The following is an 18,582-nucleotide window of genomic DNA, read 5'->3' on the forward strand; positions in this document are numbered from 1 at the left end:
AGATGGATCTATCGAACCTTCTTGATAGCGCAAGTTTGGTTGTACATGTAGTGCCAGAGGGAGTGTGAGATGAAGTGCTGCTACTAAATAAGTTTATATACTAATTCCTTTATGTTTTTCCTGGCCGAACGCTAATAAATGATTGTTATGGGGCTTGAAGCGCAAGCCGAATTTCAGGAGTGAATAACCAGTTAGTTTCAATAAACCATAATCGGTTTCAAGGTTGAGTGAAAAGACGGCTCTTGCCTCCTATTTTTGGCTTTTTCTGTTACTGCATGCTTGTTTGGACCCTTACGCCCCGCGTTTTACCTTTGCGCTTCACCTGGAAGATTTCGCGCAACGCTTCCACTACAAAAACTAACCTTATCGTGCAGGTGCACGACCCGAAAGGGGGACCCGTTGGGATGGGGGAAGCGGCGCCTAACATCCGCTATGGCGAAACCCCCGAAGCACTTCAACTGGAGTTCACCGCTTTGCTGCAAGCAGGCCTCGATAAAGTGCAAACAGAAACCGAGTTGCAGGAATTTCTGGCGGCGTATCCACCAGCGCATGCCTTGCGCTTTGCTCTTGAATCGGCGTTTGTGCACTGGGCCGCTGCCAAGGTGGGGCAGCCAGTTTGGCAATGGCTAGGCGCCCCCGAACCAGCCCGTGCCGTACCCACGGCCTTCACGCTACCTATCATGCCTCCCAGCGACGTGGCCGAATTCGTGCGAGAGCAACAGATGGCCCGTTTTCAAATTCTGAAAGTGAAAGTGAACGAAGAAAGCGGTTACGACTTGTTGCGTGAGCTTACTCGCGTACTGCCCGGCCGGCCCCTCATCATCGATGGCAACGAAGCCTGGCAGGATGCCGATGCGGTACTTGCTTTTGTGGAGCGGGTAGCCTCCTTGCCGGGCCTACAGGCGCGCCTGCTGGAGCAGCCCCTGCCGGCCACCCACGCCACCGACTACCAGTACCTGCGTGCCCGCTCGCCTTGGCCGCTCTTCGCCGACGAATCCGTAACCGACACCACCGATTTTGAAGCTATAGCGCAGCAGTTTCACGGCGTAAACATGAAGCTTATGAAAGCGGGTGGCTACCGTATCGGACTGCGCATCCTGCGCGAAACCCAGGCCCACGGCTTGCAAACGATGATCGGCTGCATGGTCGAAACCTCGCTGGGGATCTGGGGAGCACTGCAAATCAGTGCTCTAACCCAAATCTGCGACCTAGACGGCCTACTTATCGTTCAGAACGAACCGTTTGGGTTGGTGCGCGAAGAAGCCGGGTTGTTGCATTGGCAGGAAGCGTAGAGCTGCCTGCTTGCCTTATCGGGAGCTTCACCGATTAATTTGCCCATCCAGCGTTTCAAGCTGCCGATTCAACTTGTTGAGGGCCGCTTGGTTGGCGGGATTAGGCGTCATCAAGCTGATCTTCTCGTTCAGGAGCTGAATTTTGCGCGTAAGCAAAGCAGGCAGCTCTTCCGAAACGGGCGTGGCCGATACACTGGTACTCGTGGCAGTGGTGCCGCGCTCTACATACTTGTTGTACTGCGCAGTAGCTGGCACCGAGTTATCGCCACGGGCCGCCGCGGCGCTAGCAGGCGTGGCGTACACGATATCGCCGTTCATTTTCACGTAGTCGCCTTCTCGGAGCGTGGTTTTTTTGCCCGTGGTGAATTCGACGATGCCGCTTTTATAGTTTATTTTGGTTCCGTTTGGCAGTACTACGTTCCTGGAAAGCAACTCGGAACGGTTTCCTTGCATCAATAGCACGGTGCCATCCTGCATAAGGAACCGGTCGGTTGAGTGAGCAGCAATGGCTTCAGCGGGTGGCGTGGTTTTGGATTGGGCTATTATCTGATGAGGGGTATTTAAAATCAGGGCAAACAATGCTAGCAGGAGCGGCCGCTTAAGTGGTATATTCATGAAATAAGATGAAAAGCTACTTTTACAGTGGATAGAACAAAAAAATCTGTGGATTCAAACAAGTAAATTCGAAACTAAAAATATTTTGGAAACAGTGTTGGAACATTAAATGTATGTACATATATTTGCAACGCCTTTCCAAGGTAGCCTTTTCCTTGCCATGAAAATAGAGGACGAAATCAAACAGCCTATCTTTAAAGACAGCTTTCAGAAGGGTTTAATCAATCTGGTATATACATCGGGATGGGTTCAGCAACGCAACGCAAGCCAATTCAAGGAATTTGGAATTACGCTCCCTCAGTTTAATGTACTCCGGATTTTGCGCGGTCAGCATCCCAAACCAGCTACCGTGAATCTGCTCATCGAGCGAATGCTCGACAAGACCAGTAACGCCTCTCGCATCGTAGACAAGCTAGAAGCTAAAAAACTCGTGACGCGCACTGTGTGCCCCAGCAACCGCCGTGCAGTCGACATCCGCATCACCGATGCCGGCCTGGAACTGCTACTTGAAATAGACAAAGTAATCGAGCGCGAGTCCCTGCTGCGCAAACTAACTGAAGCAGAAGTAACGCTACTCAGTGACCTGTTAGATAAAATCCGCGACTGACGGTTCCCTCAGCAACACTTTCATTTTACATCTCATCTTCACACTTGCTTTTATCATGAAAAAGATCATTCTACCAGCTCTGTTAGCTGTTTCCTTGTTTGTAGCTCCCGCAATGGCCGGCACGCCTTCAACCAGCAAAGCCCCTGCCACCAGCCACAAAGCGGCCGAGAAAACCTATAAACTGCAAACCCAGTTGAGCACTTTGGGCTGGGCGGGTAAAAAAGTCACTGGCCAGCACAACGGCAATGTGCAGTTCAAGGACGGCACGGTAACAGTACGTGGCAACCAGATTGTAGGCGGCATGTTCACTGTAGACATGAACTCGCTGAAAATCGAGGACATCAAGGATGCCGAAACCAACGGCAAATTGATGGGTCACCTCCGCTCCGATGATTTCTTTTCCATCGACAAGAACCCAACTTCTACTTTCAACATCACGAAAGTAACCCCGATGAAAGTCGATGCCGCCGGCAACAACGCCACCATCACCGGTGACTTGACGATCAAAGGCATCACGAAGCCTATTAGCTTCCCGGCCAAAGTAGGCGTGAAAGGTAACTTGGCTTCCGCTAGTGGCACCGCCACCATCGACCGCACCAAATTCGATATCAAGTACGGCTCGAAGTCGTTCTTCGAAGGCATCGGCGACAAAGCCATTATGGATGACTTCACGATGAGCTTCAACGTTATTGCCAAAAATGAGCCTGGCGAAAGCGCTTCCGCTAAACCAGCTAAAGCATCTAAGTAGTCTTAGAAAATAAGTTAGCTTAATAGAAAAGCCCTGCCGGCATTTGCCAGCAGGGCTTTTTTGTGTCTAGCAACTATTCGTTCTCTAGCGGCCTGAGCCGGCAGGAGCAGGTGAACTAGCAGGGGCTTGAGGTGCTGGCTGTTGCACTGGTTGCGCGGGAGTTGAAGTGGCGGCGCCTTGGTTGCGAAGTGACAAGTTAAGTGGCGCAACATTGCCTTCCCGCAAGCTAACAATACCGAAAACAGTTTCGCCGGCCCGAATTACTTTATTGGCCATGTCATACTGAACAAACTCTTTGCGCAAGTTTGCATTAGCCGTACCAGCGCCTATCATATTGCCGGCGGCCACAAACGGTCCCCACGGAAACAAAGTGCCGCCCGTAGTCTGGCCAGTGAAAGGATCAGTGGTGCCGCCAATCTGCCCGATGCCCAGCACATACAGCAGATAAATAGCTACGCCTTGCTTCAGGTCGTTGGCTGCCTGCACAGCGGGCACCGGAACAATTGGCCGGTCGCCGAACGACAGCTCTAAGTCGCGGCCGAATAGCAAGTCGGCACCGGTATTGTTCTTAACCTTCACGGCAACCACTTGGTAACCACGCTTGCGCTCTTTCTTCAAGTATTTTTTGTTGCCACCGCGCGCAATCAGGGCACTGTACTGATAGCTAAATTCCACTGGAGAAGCAGTGGCAGTGGACTGGTACGTAGCAATCCGGTCGGGCTGAATAGCCCGGTAGCTACCCGCGCAGCCTGTGACGACAAGTATAGATCCGACTGCTACAAGACGAGTGAAATGCTTAAACATAAATAGAAGTAGAATTGTAATGAAACGAGAAAAATGAAAAATCAAACAGCCAAAGCTAACAGTTCAATTCTTCTCTTTTTAACTCCCTATTACAAATTCACGCTCTATTAAAATATTATCCGAGTAGAATACAAAGAAGGTTTAAACTGCACTAGAAGTCTATCAGTCGGGTAAAACAAGTTCACGTGGTAGCGCAAATTTCAGGGTGTGGCTTTTGGTGCGTGTGTGCAACTGAGTCAGGATATCATCTAATTCTGATTTGTACTCTAGCCATAGATCTTCGTGCAAATTGCCAACTATTAGCTGCGCTGTGCGGCCAGCCAGCCGAGCCGTAGCCGTATAGAATCCGCCGTACACGCTATCGAACTGACCGGTGTAGTTGTCGAAGATCAGGCGCAGGATGTACAGGTTGAGGTCGATTTCCAAGCGCTTGTCTTTGGTGATGCGGCGGGCACGAGCCACTTCTTTAGTGGCTTTTTGTAGGGCTTTGGTAAGGCTGCGGTTGAGCAGCCGACCCGTGGCACCTACCGCAAATAGCTCGTGAATACGGTCCGAGGATTCTTCGAACACGGTTTCAATGGTTACATCGGGCAGCAGCTCGAAACTTAGCGCGTCGTAGAGTTCAGCATCACGGCGCGCTGCGCGTAGTAGCAAGGTTTCCTTTTCCTTGTCGGAGAGGCGGTTAATGGCTTTCTTGAAGTCAGCGGACGGAACGGGCATAGCGTAGTAAAGCGGCGAATGGGACTTCAAATAAAGTAGAAACGGAGCAGCTAGTTGGTAGGTAGGTATTTTGTAGCAGTAGCCCTGATTTAGTTTGTGCGGTAATAAGCTCACTTGCTATTATCGGAAACTGAGACAGGGCCTTTTATACTGCCGAGTTCTGAGTGGTGCGCTGCCTGCCAGTTTTTGCGATGACAGCATGAAGGCTGTTCACTTTCTTGGCGCGCAGTCAAGAAGCCGCCGACGCTCTCACGGTGGAACCGCAAAAATGGCAGCTTTCACCACGAGGCTCCGGCAACTTGCGGGGCTTACACTGGTTCTCCCAACAGTGAGTATGGTGTTAATTTGACCGCCTACGGTGCCTCGCATTAAGGCCACCGTGAACAGAAAGGGGTGTTCGTTTTAAGATCTTAAAATTCAACCAAGCTGCTTCCTGCTCTCGGGATGCAGACTGCGCTTAACATCATTTTCCATCGTTGATAGTTTGTTTCTATTAGCGGGCAGAGGCGACTTGCACCACAAATGCTACCTACACAAGCAACGGCAGGCAAGGGATTCAATATGGCGTTTAGTGAAAAGAGAACACTCAGCAGCAAAAAATACGTCGGTTTCGCTACCGGGACCAAGCTCTCCCTTCTGCTAAGAGACTACGGCGCCGGGCTGCTCATACCACCGACCTCACCGACCTTTCTTGTTCTTGGACATAAGTTCGCAAGTATCTGGTAGTGAGCAAGCAATACTTTCCCGAAAGTGCCGAAACGTTTCTGCTCTTCAAGAGGTTATATAAGGCCGGCAGAGGCCGTAAATCCCGTTTTTTTGCTTGCTTTTACGTACTTTTGTACCATGAATAGCAAACCACAAATCGACTACGACGAAGACGTCTTGTTGCTGGAAGAAACCACTGATGTGCGTGACCTAATTGTATACAACGACGACATCAATACTTTCGACCACGTCATCAAAACGCTCATCGATGTGTGCGGTCACGAGCCGGAACAGGCCGAGCAGTGCACCTTGCTCATCCACTACAAAGGGCAATGCACCGTTAAGCATGGCGTTTATGACGAACTGGCCGCCATGTGTACCGCCATTCACGACCGAGGCATTTCGGCCGACGTAGTCTGATAAGCTGGTTTTTGCTGTGTTGATGTGCTGATTGGCAGTCATCACATCAAAAACCAGCTCATCAGCACATCAAAAATCAGCACATCAACTAAATGGATTTTCCTTCCAAACTGATTGAAAACGCCGTTGGGGAACTGTCCAAGCTGCCCGGCATTGGTAAAAAAACCGCGTTGCGTTTAGCTCTCCATCTGCTTAAGGCCGAGACGGATACTACCGCTTCACTGGCCGAAGCACTGGCCAAAATGCGCTTCGACATCCGCTACTGCGACACTTGCCACAATATTTCCGACACGGCCGAGTGCACCATCTGCGCCAACAAGCTCCGCGACCATAGCACCATTTGCGTGGTGTCGGATATTCGCGACGTAATTGCCATCGAAAACACCGGTCAGTACAAAGGCGGCTACCACGTGCTGGGCGGCGTCATCTCGCCCATCGAAGGTGTGGGTCCTAGCGACCTTCAGATCGAGTCGTTGGTGGAACGCATTAGCGTGCCGGGTTCGGAAATTAAAGAAGTTATTCTGGCCATCAGCCCTACTATGGAGGGCGATACCACGGCCTTCTATCTTTCGCGTAAGCTGCGCGACTTCGCCGAAGTACACATCAGTTCCATTGCCCGCGGCATTCCGATGGGCGGCGAGTTGGAGTACGCCGACGAAATCACGCTCGGCCGCAGCATAGTAGAGCGTCAGCGTCAAGCTAAATAAAAGCAACTTCGTTTTGCTTGCTTTCTGAAGGGCCATCACGGTAAGTGATGGCCTTTTTCATTGGGGTTAGTTTGTTGGGCAATCCTTACCCAGACAAAAGTGCGTATGCATTTCAGGTTGGCAACTAGCGGTTGAGGTGTTGCCTTGCATACTGAATATGTGGGTCTTGGTGTCTATGTTTGCCTTCCAACCTTTGTTTCTTTTCATGCTCACCGTAGAAAAAATAGGTGGTACGTCGATGAGTGCCTTCGGCGACGTGCTGCGCAACATCATTGAATTCAACCGCACGGGTGCTGAACTCTACAACCGGATTTTTGTGGTGTCAGCCTATGCTGGAGTTACCAACTGGCTGCTCGAAAACAAGAAAACCGGGGAACCCGGCGTCTACCACCGCATCACCGAATACAAGAAGTTTCATCAGGCGCTGGCCGAAGTAGCCACCAAACTCAAGGCGCTAAACCGGCAGTACGAGCCGCTGGGACTGGACCTAACCGTAGCCGACGCCTTTATTGAACAGCGCATTCAGGATGCGCAAACTTACCTCAACAGCCTAACCAATATCCTGGCTTCCGGCTACGTGAGCAGCTATAATATTCTGCAAGCCGCCCGCGAAATTCTGGCTTCCATTGGAGAAACGCACTCGGCATTCAACTCGGTTAATATCCTGCAAAACCGCGGAATCAACGCTACGCTAGTGGATTTGAGCGGCTTTCACGACCATAAGTCGTATACCATCGACCAGCGCATTCGGCACGCGTTCAAGCGGATCAACTTCGCCGAAACCATCTGCATTGTCACGGGTTACGTGAAAGGCACTGAAGGTATTATGCGTGAGTTCGATAGAGGGTATTCGGAAGTGACTTTCAGCAAGATAGCAGTGGCCGTAAAACCCAGAGAAGCCATTATTCACAAAGAATACCATCTGTGCTCCGCCGACCCCATGATGGTGGGGGTAAACAATTGTGAACCTATTGGCTTCACTAACTACGATGTAGCCGACCAACTAGCCGACGTGGGCATGGAAGCAATTCACCCCAAAGCGTCGAAGCCGCTGGAAATCAACAAGATCAACCTACGCATCAAGAACACCTTCGAGCCCGAGCATCCCGGCACGCTCATCACCGAAGATTACGTGTCGCCGACCAAGCGGGTGGAAGTTATTACCGGTACCGAAAAAGTGCTAATCATTGATGTGTACGACCCGTTGATGGTGGGTGCTGCCGGTTACGACCTGCACATCATGCAAACCTTCTACGACCTGGGCATCAGCTACAGCTTCAAGGCCACCAGCGCCAACAGTATCTCGGTAGTTATCTGGGAGAAAGACTTCAACAAAAAGTTGGTACAAGACCTGCAAGAGAAGTACGAAAAGATAACCGTGGAGAAGGCCGCCATGGTGTGTCTGATTGGCTCCAACATCGACCAACCGGGTCTGCTGGCGAAGGCGGCCGGGGCCCTGGCCGAGGCCAATATCAACATCATGAGTGCTGGTTTTGCCTTGCGCAAGGTTAACATTCAGTTTCTAATTGCGCGCGCCGACTTCCGAGCCGCCGTTATTGCTTTAAATAAAACACTGTTTTTCTGATATATACGTGATATGTGGTGTACAATATAGCTGAGGCAGGAACTCGTCGGTACCAGTGCCTGTAGTTCCGGGGCTTTACTCTGCGTATCTTACATTGCCTCTCCAGAATTAGCCGTCCGTTTTGCGCCCGTGAAGCTTTCTGTCGTCATTGTCAACTACAACGTCTGCTACTTCCTAGAGCAAGCGTTACTCTCGGTGCGGCGGGCAGCGGAAAAGCTGGAGCAGCCGGTCGAGGTCTTTGTGGTAGACAACAATTCGGTGGATGGCTCCGTGGCTATGGTGCGGAGTCGGTTTCCGGAGGTTATCCTGGTTGAAAACAAAGACAATCCTGGCTTTTCGGTTGCCAACAACCAAGCCCTGCGGGAAACCCAGGGCGAGTACCTGTTGCTTCTCAACCCCGACACGGTGGTGGAGGAAGACACCTTCCGGGCGTGCTGCGCGTTCATGGACGAGCACCCGAATGCGGGCGGCCTGGGTGTGAAAATGCTGGATGGGCAAGGCAAGTTTCTGCCGGAAAGCAAGCGTGGCTTGCCCACGCCCTGGGTGGCATTTTACAAGATTTTCGGGCTAGCCAAGCTGTTCCCAAAATCGCGCAAGTTCGGGCGTTACCACCTCGGGTTTCTCGACAAAGACCAGACGCACGAAGTGGAGGTGCTGAGCGGCGCTTTTATGATGATGCGCCAGGCAACGCTGGAACAAGTGGGCCTGCTCGACGAAGACTATTTTATGTACGGCGAGGATATCGACCTCTCGTACCGCATTACCCAGGGAGGGTGGAAAAATTACTATTTTCCTCACACCCGTATCATCCATTACAAAGGCGAAAGCACCAAGCGCACGAGCGTTAACTATGTGTTCGTGTTCTACCGGGCCATGGTGATTTTTGCCCGCAAGCACTTCGCCCCTAAGCAGGCGGGTATGTTTTCGCTGCTCATCAACGCCGCCATTTGGTTGCGGGCGGGTGTAGCGGTAGCCGAGCGTTTTATAACTAGAGCGGCGCCCGTGCTCCTCGATGCTGGTTTGATTTACGTGGGACTTTCGTTTTTGAAAACCTACTGGGAACACAACCATAAGTTTGTGCGCACGCCTTACCCGGCGCAATTTATGTTGGTGGCGGTACCGGCCTATATCGTGGTCTGGCTTACTTCCGCCTACTTCAGCGGCGCCTATGACCAGCCGAGCAAAACCTCGCGCATTGCCCGTGGCATCTTCCTGGGTACGGTCCTGATTTCAGCTATCAGCAACTTCTTCGATGCGTGGCGCTTCTCGAAAGCGCTGATTGTGCTGGGCGGCGTATGGGCCGTAGCAGCGCTGGTTGTGCGGATGATGGCCACGCATTTTCTTCGCTATCATGACTTGCGTTTGAATGAGCGGCGCCAGAAAAATGTAGCCATTGTCGGCTCATCGGTGGAAAGCTTGCGGGTACGTCGGTTGCTGGAGCACTCTGGCGTACAAGCTCGTCTTATCGGCTACATAAGCCCCGATGCCAGCCCCGACGTGGTAGTGCGCGAAAGTGCGCTGGTTACGGCCGCTGCGTCCGCTTGGGGAGGCGCTTCCCGGTTGGGGGCGGCGGTGATGGCTGCTGTGGCGGAAGCTCCCGCTACTGTAGCACCCCCGCCGCCGTCCGACGACCAATTAGGCGAAGTGCGGCAACTCGCGGAAATCATCCGCATTTACGCATTGGATGAGTTGATTTTTTGCGGTAAGGATTTATCAGCTAGTCAGATTATTGGCTTGATGGTCAGCTTACCTCAGCACCCGCCGGTGGCCTACAAAATACTGCCCCAAGACAGCCAGTATATCATCGGTAGCTCGTCTAAAGATGTCCCTGGCGACTACTACGCTCTCGATATCACGCTCAACCTGTTTCGGCCGCAGCAAGTGCGCAACAAGCGCGTGTTAGATATTCTGGCGAGTCTGCTACTGTTGATGGCCGCGCCGCTGCTGGTCGGGTTTCAGTTCAACAAAGGAGGGTTTGTACGCAATTGCCTGCGCGTGCTCGGTGGTACGCGCACGTGGGTAGGCATGCTGCACGCGGCGGCGCCGGGTCGCTTGGCCCGCGCCATCCTGTCGCCAGCCGATGTAGCCCAGGCCGCCACCCCGCTCACCGAAGCCACTCGCCGCCGCCTAGAACTGCTCTACGCCAAGGATTACGAGCCCAGTACCGACATAAGCATTCTGTTCCGGCGCTTTCGGTGGCTGGGAACGGAATAGGCAGAAAGCAATTTTTGCTACCGCTATTTCAAGGAGTATCGTTGGTGGGATGCCAGATTATGCAATCCACACCTGCGACTGAACCGCTAAAAGACATGGCGTGGCCTAGCCGCTGTCGCCCGCACTTCAAGCAAAAACGGGCGTTAGAAAGCAGTTGTAGATTCGTTGGAAATAATTACTCTTCGGAAATACGCCGAGAAGAAATAAGGCGACGAAAAAAGAAGTATTTGGCTATCCGGTGGGGCAATAATCAGTCGCTTTACGACAGGAAAACCCGTTTTTAATGCGTTTAGTAGCGTTATCAATTGGGAGGAGCACCTATGACGGTTAGGCTCTCATTGAAATCGCCGACAGCTACGGACAAGAAAGGAGGATGAATTTGCGGTGGTAGAAGGTGAATACTGTGTAGTTAGCTTGTGTAGCAATCTATTTTTGGTGCTGATTAATTACGCTACACTCATTACATTCGCTCGCTTCACCAATTCGTCTTTGTAGTTATGTCTCAAGCTGTCACGCTCGCTCAGTCACCCACGTCCATGCTATCCGACCGGATATTAGCCATGGAGGAATCGCAGACCATTGCCATGGTCAAAAAGGGCCGGGAACTGAGTGCTCAGGGTATCGATGTCATTAACCTAGGCTTTGGCGAGCCGGATTTTCAGACGCCTCAATACATCAAGGATGCTGCTAAAGTGGCTCTCGACGAGGGCTACACGTTCTACACGCCCGTTCCCGGTTACCCCGACCTGCGCAAAGCCATCTGCGAAAAGCTGAAGCGCGACAACAACCTCGACTACAAGAACGAGAACATTGTGGTTAGCACCGGCGCCAAGCAGTCGTTGGCCAATGTTGTATTAAGCTTAGTAAACCCCGGCGACGAGGTTATCGTGTTTGCGCCCTATTGGGTGAGCTACACCGAGATAGTGAAGCTTGCCGAAGGAGTTACCGTGGAGCTAGTGGGTTCAATTGAAGACGACTTCAAAGCCACTGCAACTCAACTGGAAGCGGCCATTACGCCCCGTACCAAGCTCATTATGTACTCCTCGCCGTGCAACCCGACGGGCTCGGTGTTTACGCGCGCAGAGCTGGCCGCCATTGCCGACGTAGTAGCCCGCAACCCGCAGGTATACGTGCTGGCCGATGAGATTTACGAGTACATCAACTTTGTGGGCGAGCATGTGAGCATCGCGCAATTCGCCGACATCAAAGACCGGGTAATTACCGTCAATGGCTTCTCGAAAGGCTACGCCATGACGGGCTGGCGCGTGGGCTACATTGCGGCCCACGTTGATATTGCCTGTGCTTGCGAGAAAATCCAGAGTCAGATTACGTCTGGCACGTGCTCTATTGCCCAGCGGGCCGCCATTGTGGCGTTGCAAGGGGGCCGGGCCACGGCCGACGAAATGGCCGAAGCTTACCACCGCCGCCGCGACTTGGTGCTGGAGCTAGTGAAAGATATTCCGGGCTTGCGCACACCTACCCCGAGTGGCGCCTTCTACATTTTTCCGGATGTGAGCGGCTACTTCGGCAAGACGGCCCCCGATGGCCAAACCATAGAAAATGCCTACGACCTCGCCTTGTTCATTTTGCGCGATGCCCACGTAGCGTCCGTCGATGGCCGGGCATTTGGGGCGCCCAACTGCATCCGGTTCAGCACCGCCGCCGCCGATGAGAAGCTGCGCGAAGCCTTCGAGCGAATCAAGAAGAGCCTGGCAACGCTGAAGTAGACGGCAACGGATTCGGCTAGTCTCCCGCGAGCCACTAGTAGGTTGCTGCACCTGTCTGGACATGGTCCTACGAGCCCACTCAGGGAATTCGTAGGACCATGTACCTTTGCGGCCTTATCCTAAACCGCCAGAATGCCCGTACCTGCCGCCCCCACTACGCTTCCCGAACTTTTCAATGCCTTCAATCAGCTTACGGTGCTTGTTGTGGGCGACGTCATGATGGATGCATACGTGTGGGGCAAAGCCACCCGCCTTTCGCCCGAAGCGCCGGTGCCCGTCGTGAACGTAAGCCGCACCGAACAGCGCCTCGGGGGAGCCGCCAACGTGGCCCTGAACGTGCAAGCGCTCGGCGCCACGCCGCTGCTGTGCGCGGTGATAGGGGAGGACCAAGGCGGCGACCAGCTACTAGAGTTGCTGCGCACCACGGGCCTCTCCGCCGAAGGCGTCGTGCGCAGTGCCCACCGGCCTACTACCGTGAAGCAGCGCATCCTGGCCGCCGGTCAGCACTTGCTGCGTATTGATTCGGAGGTGGAAACCAACTTGAACGCGGAAGAAAACGCGCAGCTAACGGCCCGCTACCAAGCGCTGTTATCCCGCGTTGACGTCGTGATTTTCGAGGATTACGACAAAGGGGTACTCACCGAGGTTAGCATTCAGCACTTCATTGGCTTGGCCCGGCAGCGCGGCATCCCCACCGTAGTCGACCCCAAAAAGAAGAATTTTCTGGCTTACCGTCACTGCACGCTGTTCAAGCCCAACCTGAAAGAGCTGCGCGAAGGGCTCAAGTTGGAGTTCAGCGACACCGATGCCGACCGGCCCCACTTCGAGGCCGCCGTAACGCGCCTGCGTGAGTTGCTTACTCCGGAAATTGTGCTGGTCACGCTTTCCGAGCGGGGAGTCTTCGTAGAGAACGGGCACGAGCAGCGCACGTATCTGCCGGCCCATCTGCGCACCATATCCGACGTGTCCGGCGCTGGCGACACCGTTATTAGTATTGCGGCGCTGTGCGTAGCGCTACAGCTGCCAGCTTCCGTTACGGCGGCGCTGGCTAACCTGGGTGGTGGCTTGGTCTGCGAGCAGGTAGGCGTTGTGCCGATTGAAAAACAGCTGTTGCTAGAAGAGGCCCAGGGAGTAGGGTTGCAGCTTTCAGCGTAAGGAAATGCGCACACGAAGCCGACTTGCTTGGTTGGTGCAACTACCGCGTAAGTTCAGCTCTTAGCCAGCGGCGGGTTTCTTCGCCCACTTCTTGAGCAACTAAGTTTAGAAAGGCGTCGGTGGTGGCTGTTTTCTGCGCGGCGGTTGCCGCCAGAATATCCAGGAATTTCGCGTCGCCCACCCGGTTGTGCAAGGCCGACAACACGACGGAGCCTTTATCATAAATTACGCGACGGTAGGTGGCATGGTCGTAGGCGAGTTTATTGAACCCGATAATAGCCGGCGCGCCGCTTGCCGATTTGATCTTGGTGTTTAGTGCCTGTCGGTAAGCGGCCGTATCACCGGCGGCCCGCAGGTAGAGAAAACTCGAATACGTGGCAAAAGCTTCGTTGAGCCAATCGTTGTAGTCACCGTAGGCGCCGTAGCCCCACCATTTGTGGCTGATTTCGTGCGCCAGAATCAAATGGTCCTCTTGTTTCCGAATGTCGAAGTCAGGATACGTTATGACCGTGGCGTTATCCCGCAGTCCAAAAGCATCCCGGTCGGTGCCCGGCAAAAAGATGGAAAAGCGCGTAATAGCATCCCGGCGGCCAATCGATTGATTATAGAAAGCAATAATTTGTTCTGACTCGCTCAACAGTAGAGAGTCCAGCCTAATGAATGGGCGGCCGGCTTTGTATACGGTAACTAATGGTGCTGCCGAAGCAGAAGCAAGCTGGTTGAACTGCTTGGCTACCAAGGCTGTGAGTTCAATGGCACAAGTTGCGCCCTCGAAACTGTAGTGTCCGGCGCGTCGTCTGATCGGCGGGGAGGAGCTGATAACGGAGTAGGCACTGGGCGCTTCTACGTCCAGCTTATAGTCAACTGTTTCATAGTCTTTGTAGGGCAGCAGGGGCATCCAAGCGGTGTGCCCGCTAAGCTCCATTACTTGGTCGGTGGCGTACTTTGCTGTTAGAGTGCCTTTGTAGGTTACGGTAATTTCCTTGGCTCGTCGGTCCTGGGTGGCATAGCTGAGGTTGATGCCTTGCATCGTATCCTGAAAAACCAAATACAGATACCGCTCGATGCGCTGCTGCTTGGCCCTGGGGCTGCGTACGGAAAGAATTTTGTATTGCTTGTTGAGGTTAAGCAGAATCTGCGAGGGCGCGGCATTGGCGGGCAGAGTTAGGGTGTAGCGGCACCAAAACTGCTTGGTTTCGGGCTGCACCCGAAGCAGCACTCGCACTTGGTTGCGGGCTTCACTCTGGCTAGTGCACCATCCAAAGAGCAACAGCAGTAGGAAAAGACGTTTCATGTAGATGAGATAAGTAGCTGGCAAGTAGCGGTTTGGATAAAAAATACAATCATTCTGTCCGTAGTAGTTGGTTGACAATAGCCGTGAGTTGAACTCTCGCCAACAGCAACTCAGTAAACTCGCTGCAAACAGGGAGCATCTGGTGAAATGCACATAAACAGAACGCAGCCCGCCTACAGGGCGGGCTGCGTTAGCAATAAAGAGATTGGAAGTCGCCAAGGCGTTGAAGGTTAGCGCAATTTCGGGCTATACTCCTTCACCGTTTCAATGAACACCTTCACGTTGTCAGGATTGGTGTCGGGGTAGACGCCGTGGCCGAGGTTGGCGATGTGACGGTGCGGGCCGAACTGGTCGAGCATGGCGGTGGTGGCGGCACGCACTTGGGCGGGGCTACCGTAGAGGGCGCACGGATCGAGGTTGCCTTGCAGGGTTTTGTCGCCGACCAAGGGGCGCACGGTGCGCGCATCCTGGTTCCAGTCTAACCCAATCGTACGGCAGGGCAACTGCGCAAACTCTTCCACGGCCCAGAAGGCGCCTTTAGCAAATACCGTAACGGGTACTTCGGGAATGGCCCGGCAGATTTCCGCTATGTAGCGCGTGCTGAATTCTTGGTAGTGCGCGGGCGGCAGAATACCGGCCCAGGAATCGAACACTTGCACAATGTTGGCCCCGGCTTCCACTTGCGCTTTCAGGTAGGCAATGGTCGTGGCGGTGATTTTGGCGAGCAACTCGTGGGCTAGTGCCGGTTCGGCGTACAGCATCCGGCGGGCTTTGCTGAAGGTTTTCGAGCCGTGGCCTTCCACCATGTACGCCAGAATAGTCCAGGGGGCGCCGGCGAAACCGATAAGCGGCACCCGGCCGTTGAGGGCGCGTTTAGTGACGCGAATGGCTTCCAGCACGTAGCCGAGGTGCTCTTCCGGGTCGGCAACGCGCATCCGGGCTACGTCCTGCGCGGTTTTGATGGTTTCGGGGAAGAGCGGACCCTTGGCTTCTAGCATTTCATAGGTTAGGCCCATGGCTTCGGGCACCACCAAAATGTCGGAGAAGATGATGGCGGCGTCTACGTCCAGCGCATCCACGGGCTGAATGGTGACTTCGGCGGCTAGGGCGGGCGTTTCAACCAGTTCCTTGAAACCGCTGAGGCGGCCCCGTAGGGCGCGGTATTCGGGGAGGATGCGGCCGGCTTGGCGCATCAGCCATACGGGTGTACGTTCGGTTTCTTCGCCGCGGGCGGCACGGAGGAGAAGGTCGTTTTTAAGCATAGAAGGCGCAGTGGCATAGAAATCGGCTACAAGGTACCACACAATCTGGCAGTGAAAAGTCCTGAAACAGCTTATTAGCGGGTAGCCACGGCCGGGTTCTCCGGAAAAGGCCCTGGGGTCCCGGAAACCTTTCGACAAACTAGCTGCCAGCAAAATTCAGTGCCAAGTTTCAGGTGGTGCGCGTAAGAAGCAGCACGCACGCTTTCTAAGCCGGCTAGTTATCTCTACAAGTACCGTTTCAGCCAAGAGCCGCAAGCTAACTTCAAGGGCTATTCCTGAAACAGGGCCTTGATGGCCGACGCCATGAAATTTACGCCGATAGCCAAGGTGATAAAGCCCATAATGCGGGCTAGGGCCGCCATACCTGGCCGCCCCAAGAATCGGGTTAGCCGCAGAGACGACATCAGAATAATATAAGCGGCAAACGCCACCAGCACAAAGCCCAGCACAATCAGGCCCATATCTAGGTAGCTGAGCTTTTCGGTAAACAAACCAATGCAGACGGCCATCGAGCCCGGTCCCGAAAGCATGGGCATGGCTAGTGGCGTGAAAGAAACATCGTTTTTGTGCATGCTCTCTTCCAGCGTGGCTTCCGAAACTTTCGAGCGGTTGCCGCCGGGCGTAAGCAAGTCGAAGGCGGAGCGTATGAGCAAGATGCCACCCGCAATGCGCAGGTGGTAGATGTTGATGCCAAAAAAGTTGAGTACGTACTGCCCCGCAAAAAACGACACCGCCAACACGCCAATCATGTAGAGGCAGGCCCGCAGGCCAATATTGGCCCGCTCAGCGGGCGTGTCTTCTTCGGTTAGTGTCAGGAATACGGGCATAGCTCCAAAAGGATTGACGACCGAAAACAGCGTGGTAAAGGTGGCGAGCAGAATTTCCATGCAGCAGGAGCCAGTGAGAGGCAACACAAAGGTACACGCCTTAATAGAAGCGGCAATCAGGAAAATGTTATGTTTGACAGGTCAACCGTAAGGCCGCTTCAGCGTACAGACGAGCATGTAACTGACGACCTTCCGTTCTCATGGCGCGGTACTTGCAAAGTGCCGACTTGCTAGACTTGCTCCCTCGTTCCCACACCTCTCCTTTCCCCACCCGTGCCCACCCTCAACGCCCCTACCTGGATTCTACTAGCGCATAGCCTTACGTTGCTGTTGGCCATACTGGCGGTGGTAGCTACCCTCTTGCCCCTGTTGCGCCAAACGGCCTGGTGGATTCGGATATTTGATTTTCCGCGCTTACAAATTGTGGGCGTAACCATACTGGTAGTGGGCGCGGCTTGGCTGCTTGGCTGGCACCAATTGCCTGGTTGGCTAGGTCCGGGGCTGATGACTGCGCTCGGCGCGGTGGTGCTTTATCAGTCGGTGCGGATTGCTCCTTATACCCCGATAGCCAGAAAGCAGGTAGGAGATAGCACGCTAAAGGATAAAGAAAAGCAGATAAGTTTGGCTGTAATGAATGTGCTGCAATACAACAAGCACAGCGACATGGCCTTAACGGTACTGCAACAGGTAGACCCCGATGTTATCATGGCGGTCGAAACGGACGAGTGGTGGCACGAGCAGCTGAAGCCCCTGGAAAAAACGCACCCCTACACCTGCCACGAGCCCCTCGACAACACCTATGGGCTGCTTTTCTTCTCCCGGCTGCCCTTGGAGGGGTGCCAAGTGAAGTACCTGCTCGACGACGACGTGCCCTCGTTGCACACCCGCGTCCAGTTGCCTGACGGCAAAACGTGGGTGCGCCTCTACGGCCTGCACCCCAAGCCGCCCGCGCCTGCCGAATCGAAAACCAGTACCAAGCGCGACGCCGAATTGCTGCTAGTAGGCGAGGAAATAAACGAGAAAGAGGAACCCACCATCGTTTTTGGCGACATGAACGACGTGGCTTGGTCACACACCTCCGAACTGTTTCGGCGGATAAGTGGCCTGATGGACCCCCGCGTAGGGCGCGGCTTACTGCCCACGTTTCACGCCGATTATCTGGCGCTGCGCTGGCCCCTCGACCACGTGTTCGTTTCGCCCGATTTCAAGGTCGATGACATCCAGCGCTTGCCCTACGTTGGCTCCGACCATTTTCCCATCTATATCAAGCTCAGCTACGAGCCTCACGCCAAAGAAGAGCAAAAGGAAAACGCCGAGGAAGCCGACACCGAGGACCATCAAGAGGCACACGAGAAAATCCGGGAAGGTTTCGAAGAGGAAATAGAGGAAGAACTGGAAGAAGCAGCTAGTTCCGAAAGAGCAAAGGAAGTGACTAGCTGAGAACCTGTTCCAAACTAGAATAGCCGCCTGCAACAGGTTTCTAAGCCACAAAAAGCCTTGCCGTGAGGCAGGGCTTTTCTTTTTTATTGAATTATAAACAGCAAGTTAAGCAGCGGCTATATCTGGCTTGGCTACTTCTTCTGGGGTGGCGTTGCGGTCCTCAACTGCCGATGCCACAGTATCTAAGCTCAAGCCTAAAGGTGCAACAAAGCAGCTTTCGAGAAGCCTTTGGCCTGTTTTACCGCTGGTCTGTCGAGCTTTTGCTTCGGCTTGCTGGACGGTTCAGCGGAGTTTTGCGCGGTCTTGCTCATACGTCTGCGGCCAGTTGCCAACGATTTGCGCGGCTTCGACGCGGCTCTTATCAGTATTCTGCCGGCTCGACAGTGCCCAACCTAAAGACCGAGTAGACTCAATGCCAGTTGGATAACGAGGGCTAAACAGCCCCGGTCAAAACGGCGCC

16 protein-coding genes are annotated in these 18,582 nt (G+C 53.8%); 10 read left to right on the forward strand and 6 right to left on the reverse strand.

Annotated features, from left to right (window positions below):
• The first annotated feature begins 275 nt into the window (after nucleotides 1-275).
• Complete coding sequence (locus ACFE7X_RS06095) at nucleotides 276-1,292, forward strand: dipeptide epimerase (RefSeq protein ID WP_375434779.1); 1,017 nt, start codon at nucleotides 276-278, stop codon at nucleotides 1,290-1,292.
• 27 nt (nucleotides 1,293-1,319) lie between these two features.
• Here the strand turns inward: ACFE7X_RS06095 and ACFE7X_RS06100 are convergent, their stop codons facing one another.
• Nucleotides 1,320-1,907, reverse strand: coding sequence for a DUF6799 domain-containing protein (locus tag ACFE7X_RS06100; RefSeq protein WP_375434780.1), 588 nt, complete (start codon nucleotides 1,905-1,907; stop codon nucleotides 1,320-1,322).
• A gap of 160 nt (nucleotides 1,908-2,067) precedes the next feature.
• On the opposite strand from ACFE7X_RS06100, the gene ACFE7X_RS06105 reads away from it, so the two are divergent.
• Both ACFE7X_RS06105 and ACFE7X_RS06110 read left to right on the forward strand, forming a co-directional pair.
• A complete protein-coding gene (locus tag ACFE7X_RS06105) occupies nucleotides 2,068-2,514 on the forward strand; it encodes a MarR family winged helix-turn-helix transcriptional regulator (RefSeq protein ID WP_375434781.1) in 447 nt (148 codons plus the stop codon).
• A 55-nt stretch (nucleotides 2,515-2,569) separates the two neighbouring features.
• On the forward strand, nucleotides 2,570-3,262 hold the full coding sequence (locus tag ACFE7X_RS06110; RefSeq protein ID WP_375434782.1) for a YceI family protein: 693 nt from the start codon (nucleotides 2,570-2,572) through the stop codon (nucleotides 3,260-3,262).
• 84 nt (nucleotides 3,263-3,346) lie between these two features.
• On the opposite strand, the gene ACFE7X_RS06115 is transcribed toward ACFE7X_RS06110, so the two are convergent.
• Nucleotides 3,347-4,066, reverse strand: a complete 720-nt coding sequence (locus ACFE7X_RS06115; protein WP_375434783.1) for a hypothetical protein — start codon at nucleotides 4,064-4,066, stop codon at nucleotides 3,347-3,349.
• Nucleotides 4,067-4,228: 162 nt separating this feature from the next.
• Entirely contained in the window at nucleotides 4,229-4,786 is a 558-nt protein-coding gene (locus ACFE7X_RS06120; RefSeq protein WP_375434784.1) for a hypothetical protein, read from the reverse strand.
• A gap of 843 nt (nucleotides 4,787-5,629) precedes the next feature.
• On the opposite strand from ACFE7X_RS06120, the gene ACFE7X_RS06125 reads away from it, so the two are divergent.
• The 6 genes from ACFE7X_RS06125 to ACFE7X_RS06150 all read left to right on the forward strand — a co-directional run bounded on the left by ACFE7X_RS06125 (nucleotide 5,630) and on the right by ACFE7X_RS06150 (nucleotide 13,299).
• Nucleotides 5,630-5,911: an ATP-dependent Clp protease adaptor ClpS gene (locus ACFE7X_RS06125; protein WP_375434785.1), complete on the forward strand. Its 282-nt coding sequence runs from the start codon at nucleotides 5,630-5,632 to the stop codon at nucleotides 5,909-5,911.
• A gap of 92 nt (nucleotides 5,912-6,003) precedes the next feature.
• Complete coding sequence (gene recR, locus ACFE7X_RS06130; RefSeq protein ID WP_375434786.1) at nucleotides 6,004-6,618, forward strand: recombination mediator RecR; 615 nt, start codon at nucleotides 6,004-6,006, stop codon at nucleotides 6,616-6,618.
• Between the two features lie 205 nt (nucleotides 6,619-6,823).
• Nucleotides 6,824-8,203 carry an aspartate kinase gene (locus tag ACFE7X_RS06135; protein WP_375434787.1) on the forward strand — a complete coding sequence of 460 codons (1,380 nt, stop codon included), beginning with the start codon at nucleotides 6,824-6,826 and terminating at the stop codon, nucleotides 8,201-8,203.
• Nucleotides 8,204-8,332: 129 nt separating this feature from the next.
• The gene (locus ACFE7X_RS06140) at nucleotides 8,333-10,417 is read left to right on the forward strand and encodes a glycosyltransferase family 2 protein (protein WP_375434788.1); all 2,085 of its coding nucleotides are present in this window, start codon (nucleotides 8,333-8,335) and stop codon (nucleotides 10,415-10,417) included.
• 497 nt (nucleotides 10,418-10,914) lie between these two features.
• Nucleotides 10,915-12,144: a pyridoxal phosphate-dependent aminotransferase gene (locus ACFE7X_RS06145; protein ID WP_375434789.1), complete on the forward strand. Its 1,230-nt coding sequence runs from the start codon at nucleotides 10,915-10,917 to the stop codon at nucleotides 12,142-12,144.
• 132 nt (nucleotides 12,145-12,276) lie between these two features.
• Nucleotides 12,277-13,299 (forward strand): bifunctional heptose 7-phosphate kinase/heptose 1-phosphate adenyltransferase, encoded by a 1,023-nt coding sequence (locus ACFE7X_RS06150; protein WP_375434790.1) that lies wholly within the window; start codon nucleotides 12,277-12,279, stop codon nucleotides 13,297-13,299.
• Between the two features lie 40 nt (nucleotides 13,300-13,339).
• Here ACFE7X_RS06150 and ACFE7X_RS06155 read toward each other — a convergent pair whose 3' ends face one another.
• From ACFE7X_RS06155 to ACFE7X_RS06165, 3 genes are all read right to left on the reverse strand, one after another.
• Nucleotides 13,340-14,593 (reverse strand): M1 family aminopeptidase, encoded by a 1,254-nt coding sequence (locus ACFE7X_RS06155; RefSeq protein ID WP_375434791.1) that lies wholly within the window; start codon nucleotides 14,591-14,593, stop codon nucleotides 13,340-13,342.
• Nucleotides 14,594-14,823: 230 nt separating this feature from the next.
• Nucleotides 14,824-15,855 carry a uroporphyrinogen decarboxylase gene (gene hemE, locus ACFE7X_RS06160; RefSeq protein ID WP_375434824.1) on the reverse strand — a complete coding sequence of 344 codons (1,032 nt, stop codon included), beginning with the start codon at nucleotides 15,853-15,855 and terminating at the stop codon, nucleotides 14,824-14,826.
• A 269-nt stretch (nucleotides 15,856-16,124) separates the two neighbouring features.
• Nucleotides 16,125-16,742: a MarC family protein gene (locus tag ACFE7X_RS06165; protein ID WP_375434792.1), complete on the reverse strand. Its 618-nt coding sequence runs from the start codon at nucleotides 16,740-16,742 to the stop codon at nucleotides 16,125-16,127.
• 213 nt (nucleotides 16,743-16,955) lie between these two features.
• On the opposite strand from ACFE7X_RS06165, the gene ACFE7X_RS06170 reads away from it, so the two are divergent.
• A complete protein-coding gene (locus tag ACFE7X_RS06170) occupies nucleotides 16,956-18,122 on the forward strand; it encodes an endonuclease/exonuclease/phosphatase family protein (protein ID WP_375434793.1) in 1,167 nt (388 codons plus the stop codon).
• The last annotated feature ends 460 nt before the right edge of the window (nucleotides 18,123-18,582 follow it).

Origin of the sequence: uncultured Hymenobacter sp., from assembly GCF_964242765.1 — a bacterium.
GTDB lineage: Bacteria > Bacteroidota > Bacteroidia > Cytophagales > Hymenobacteraceae > Hymenobacter.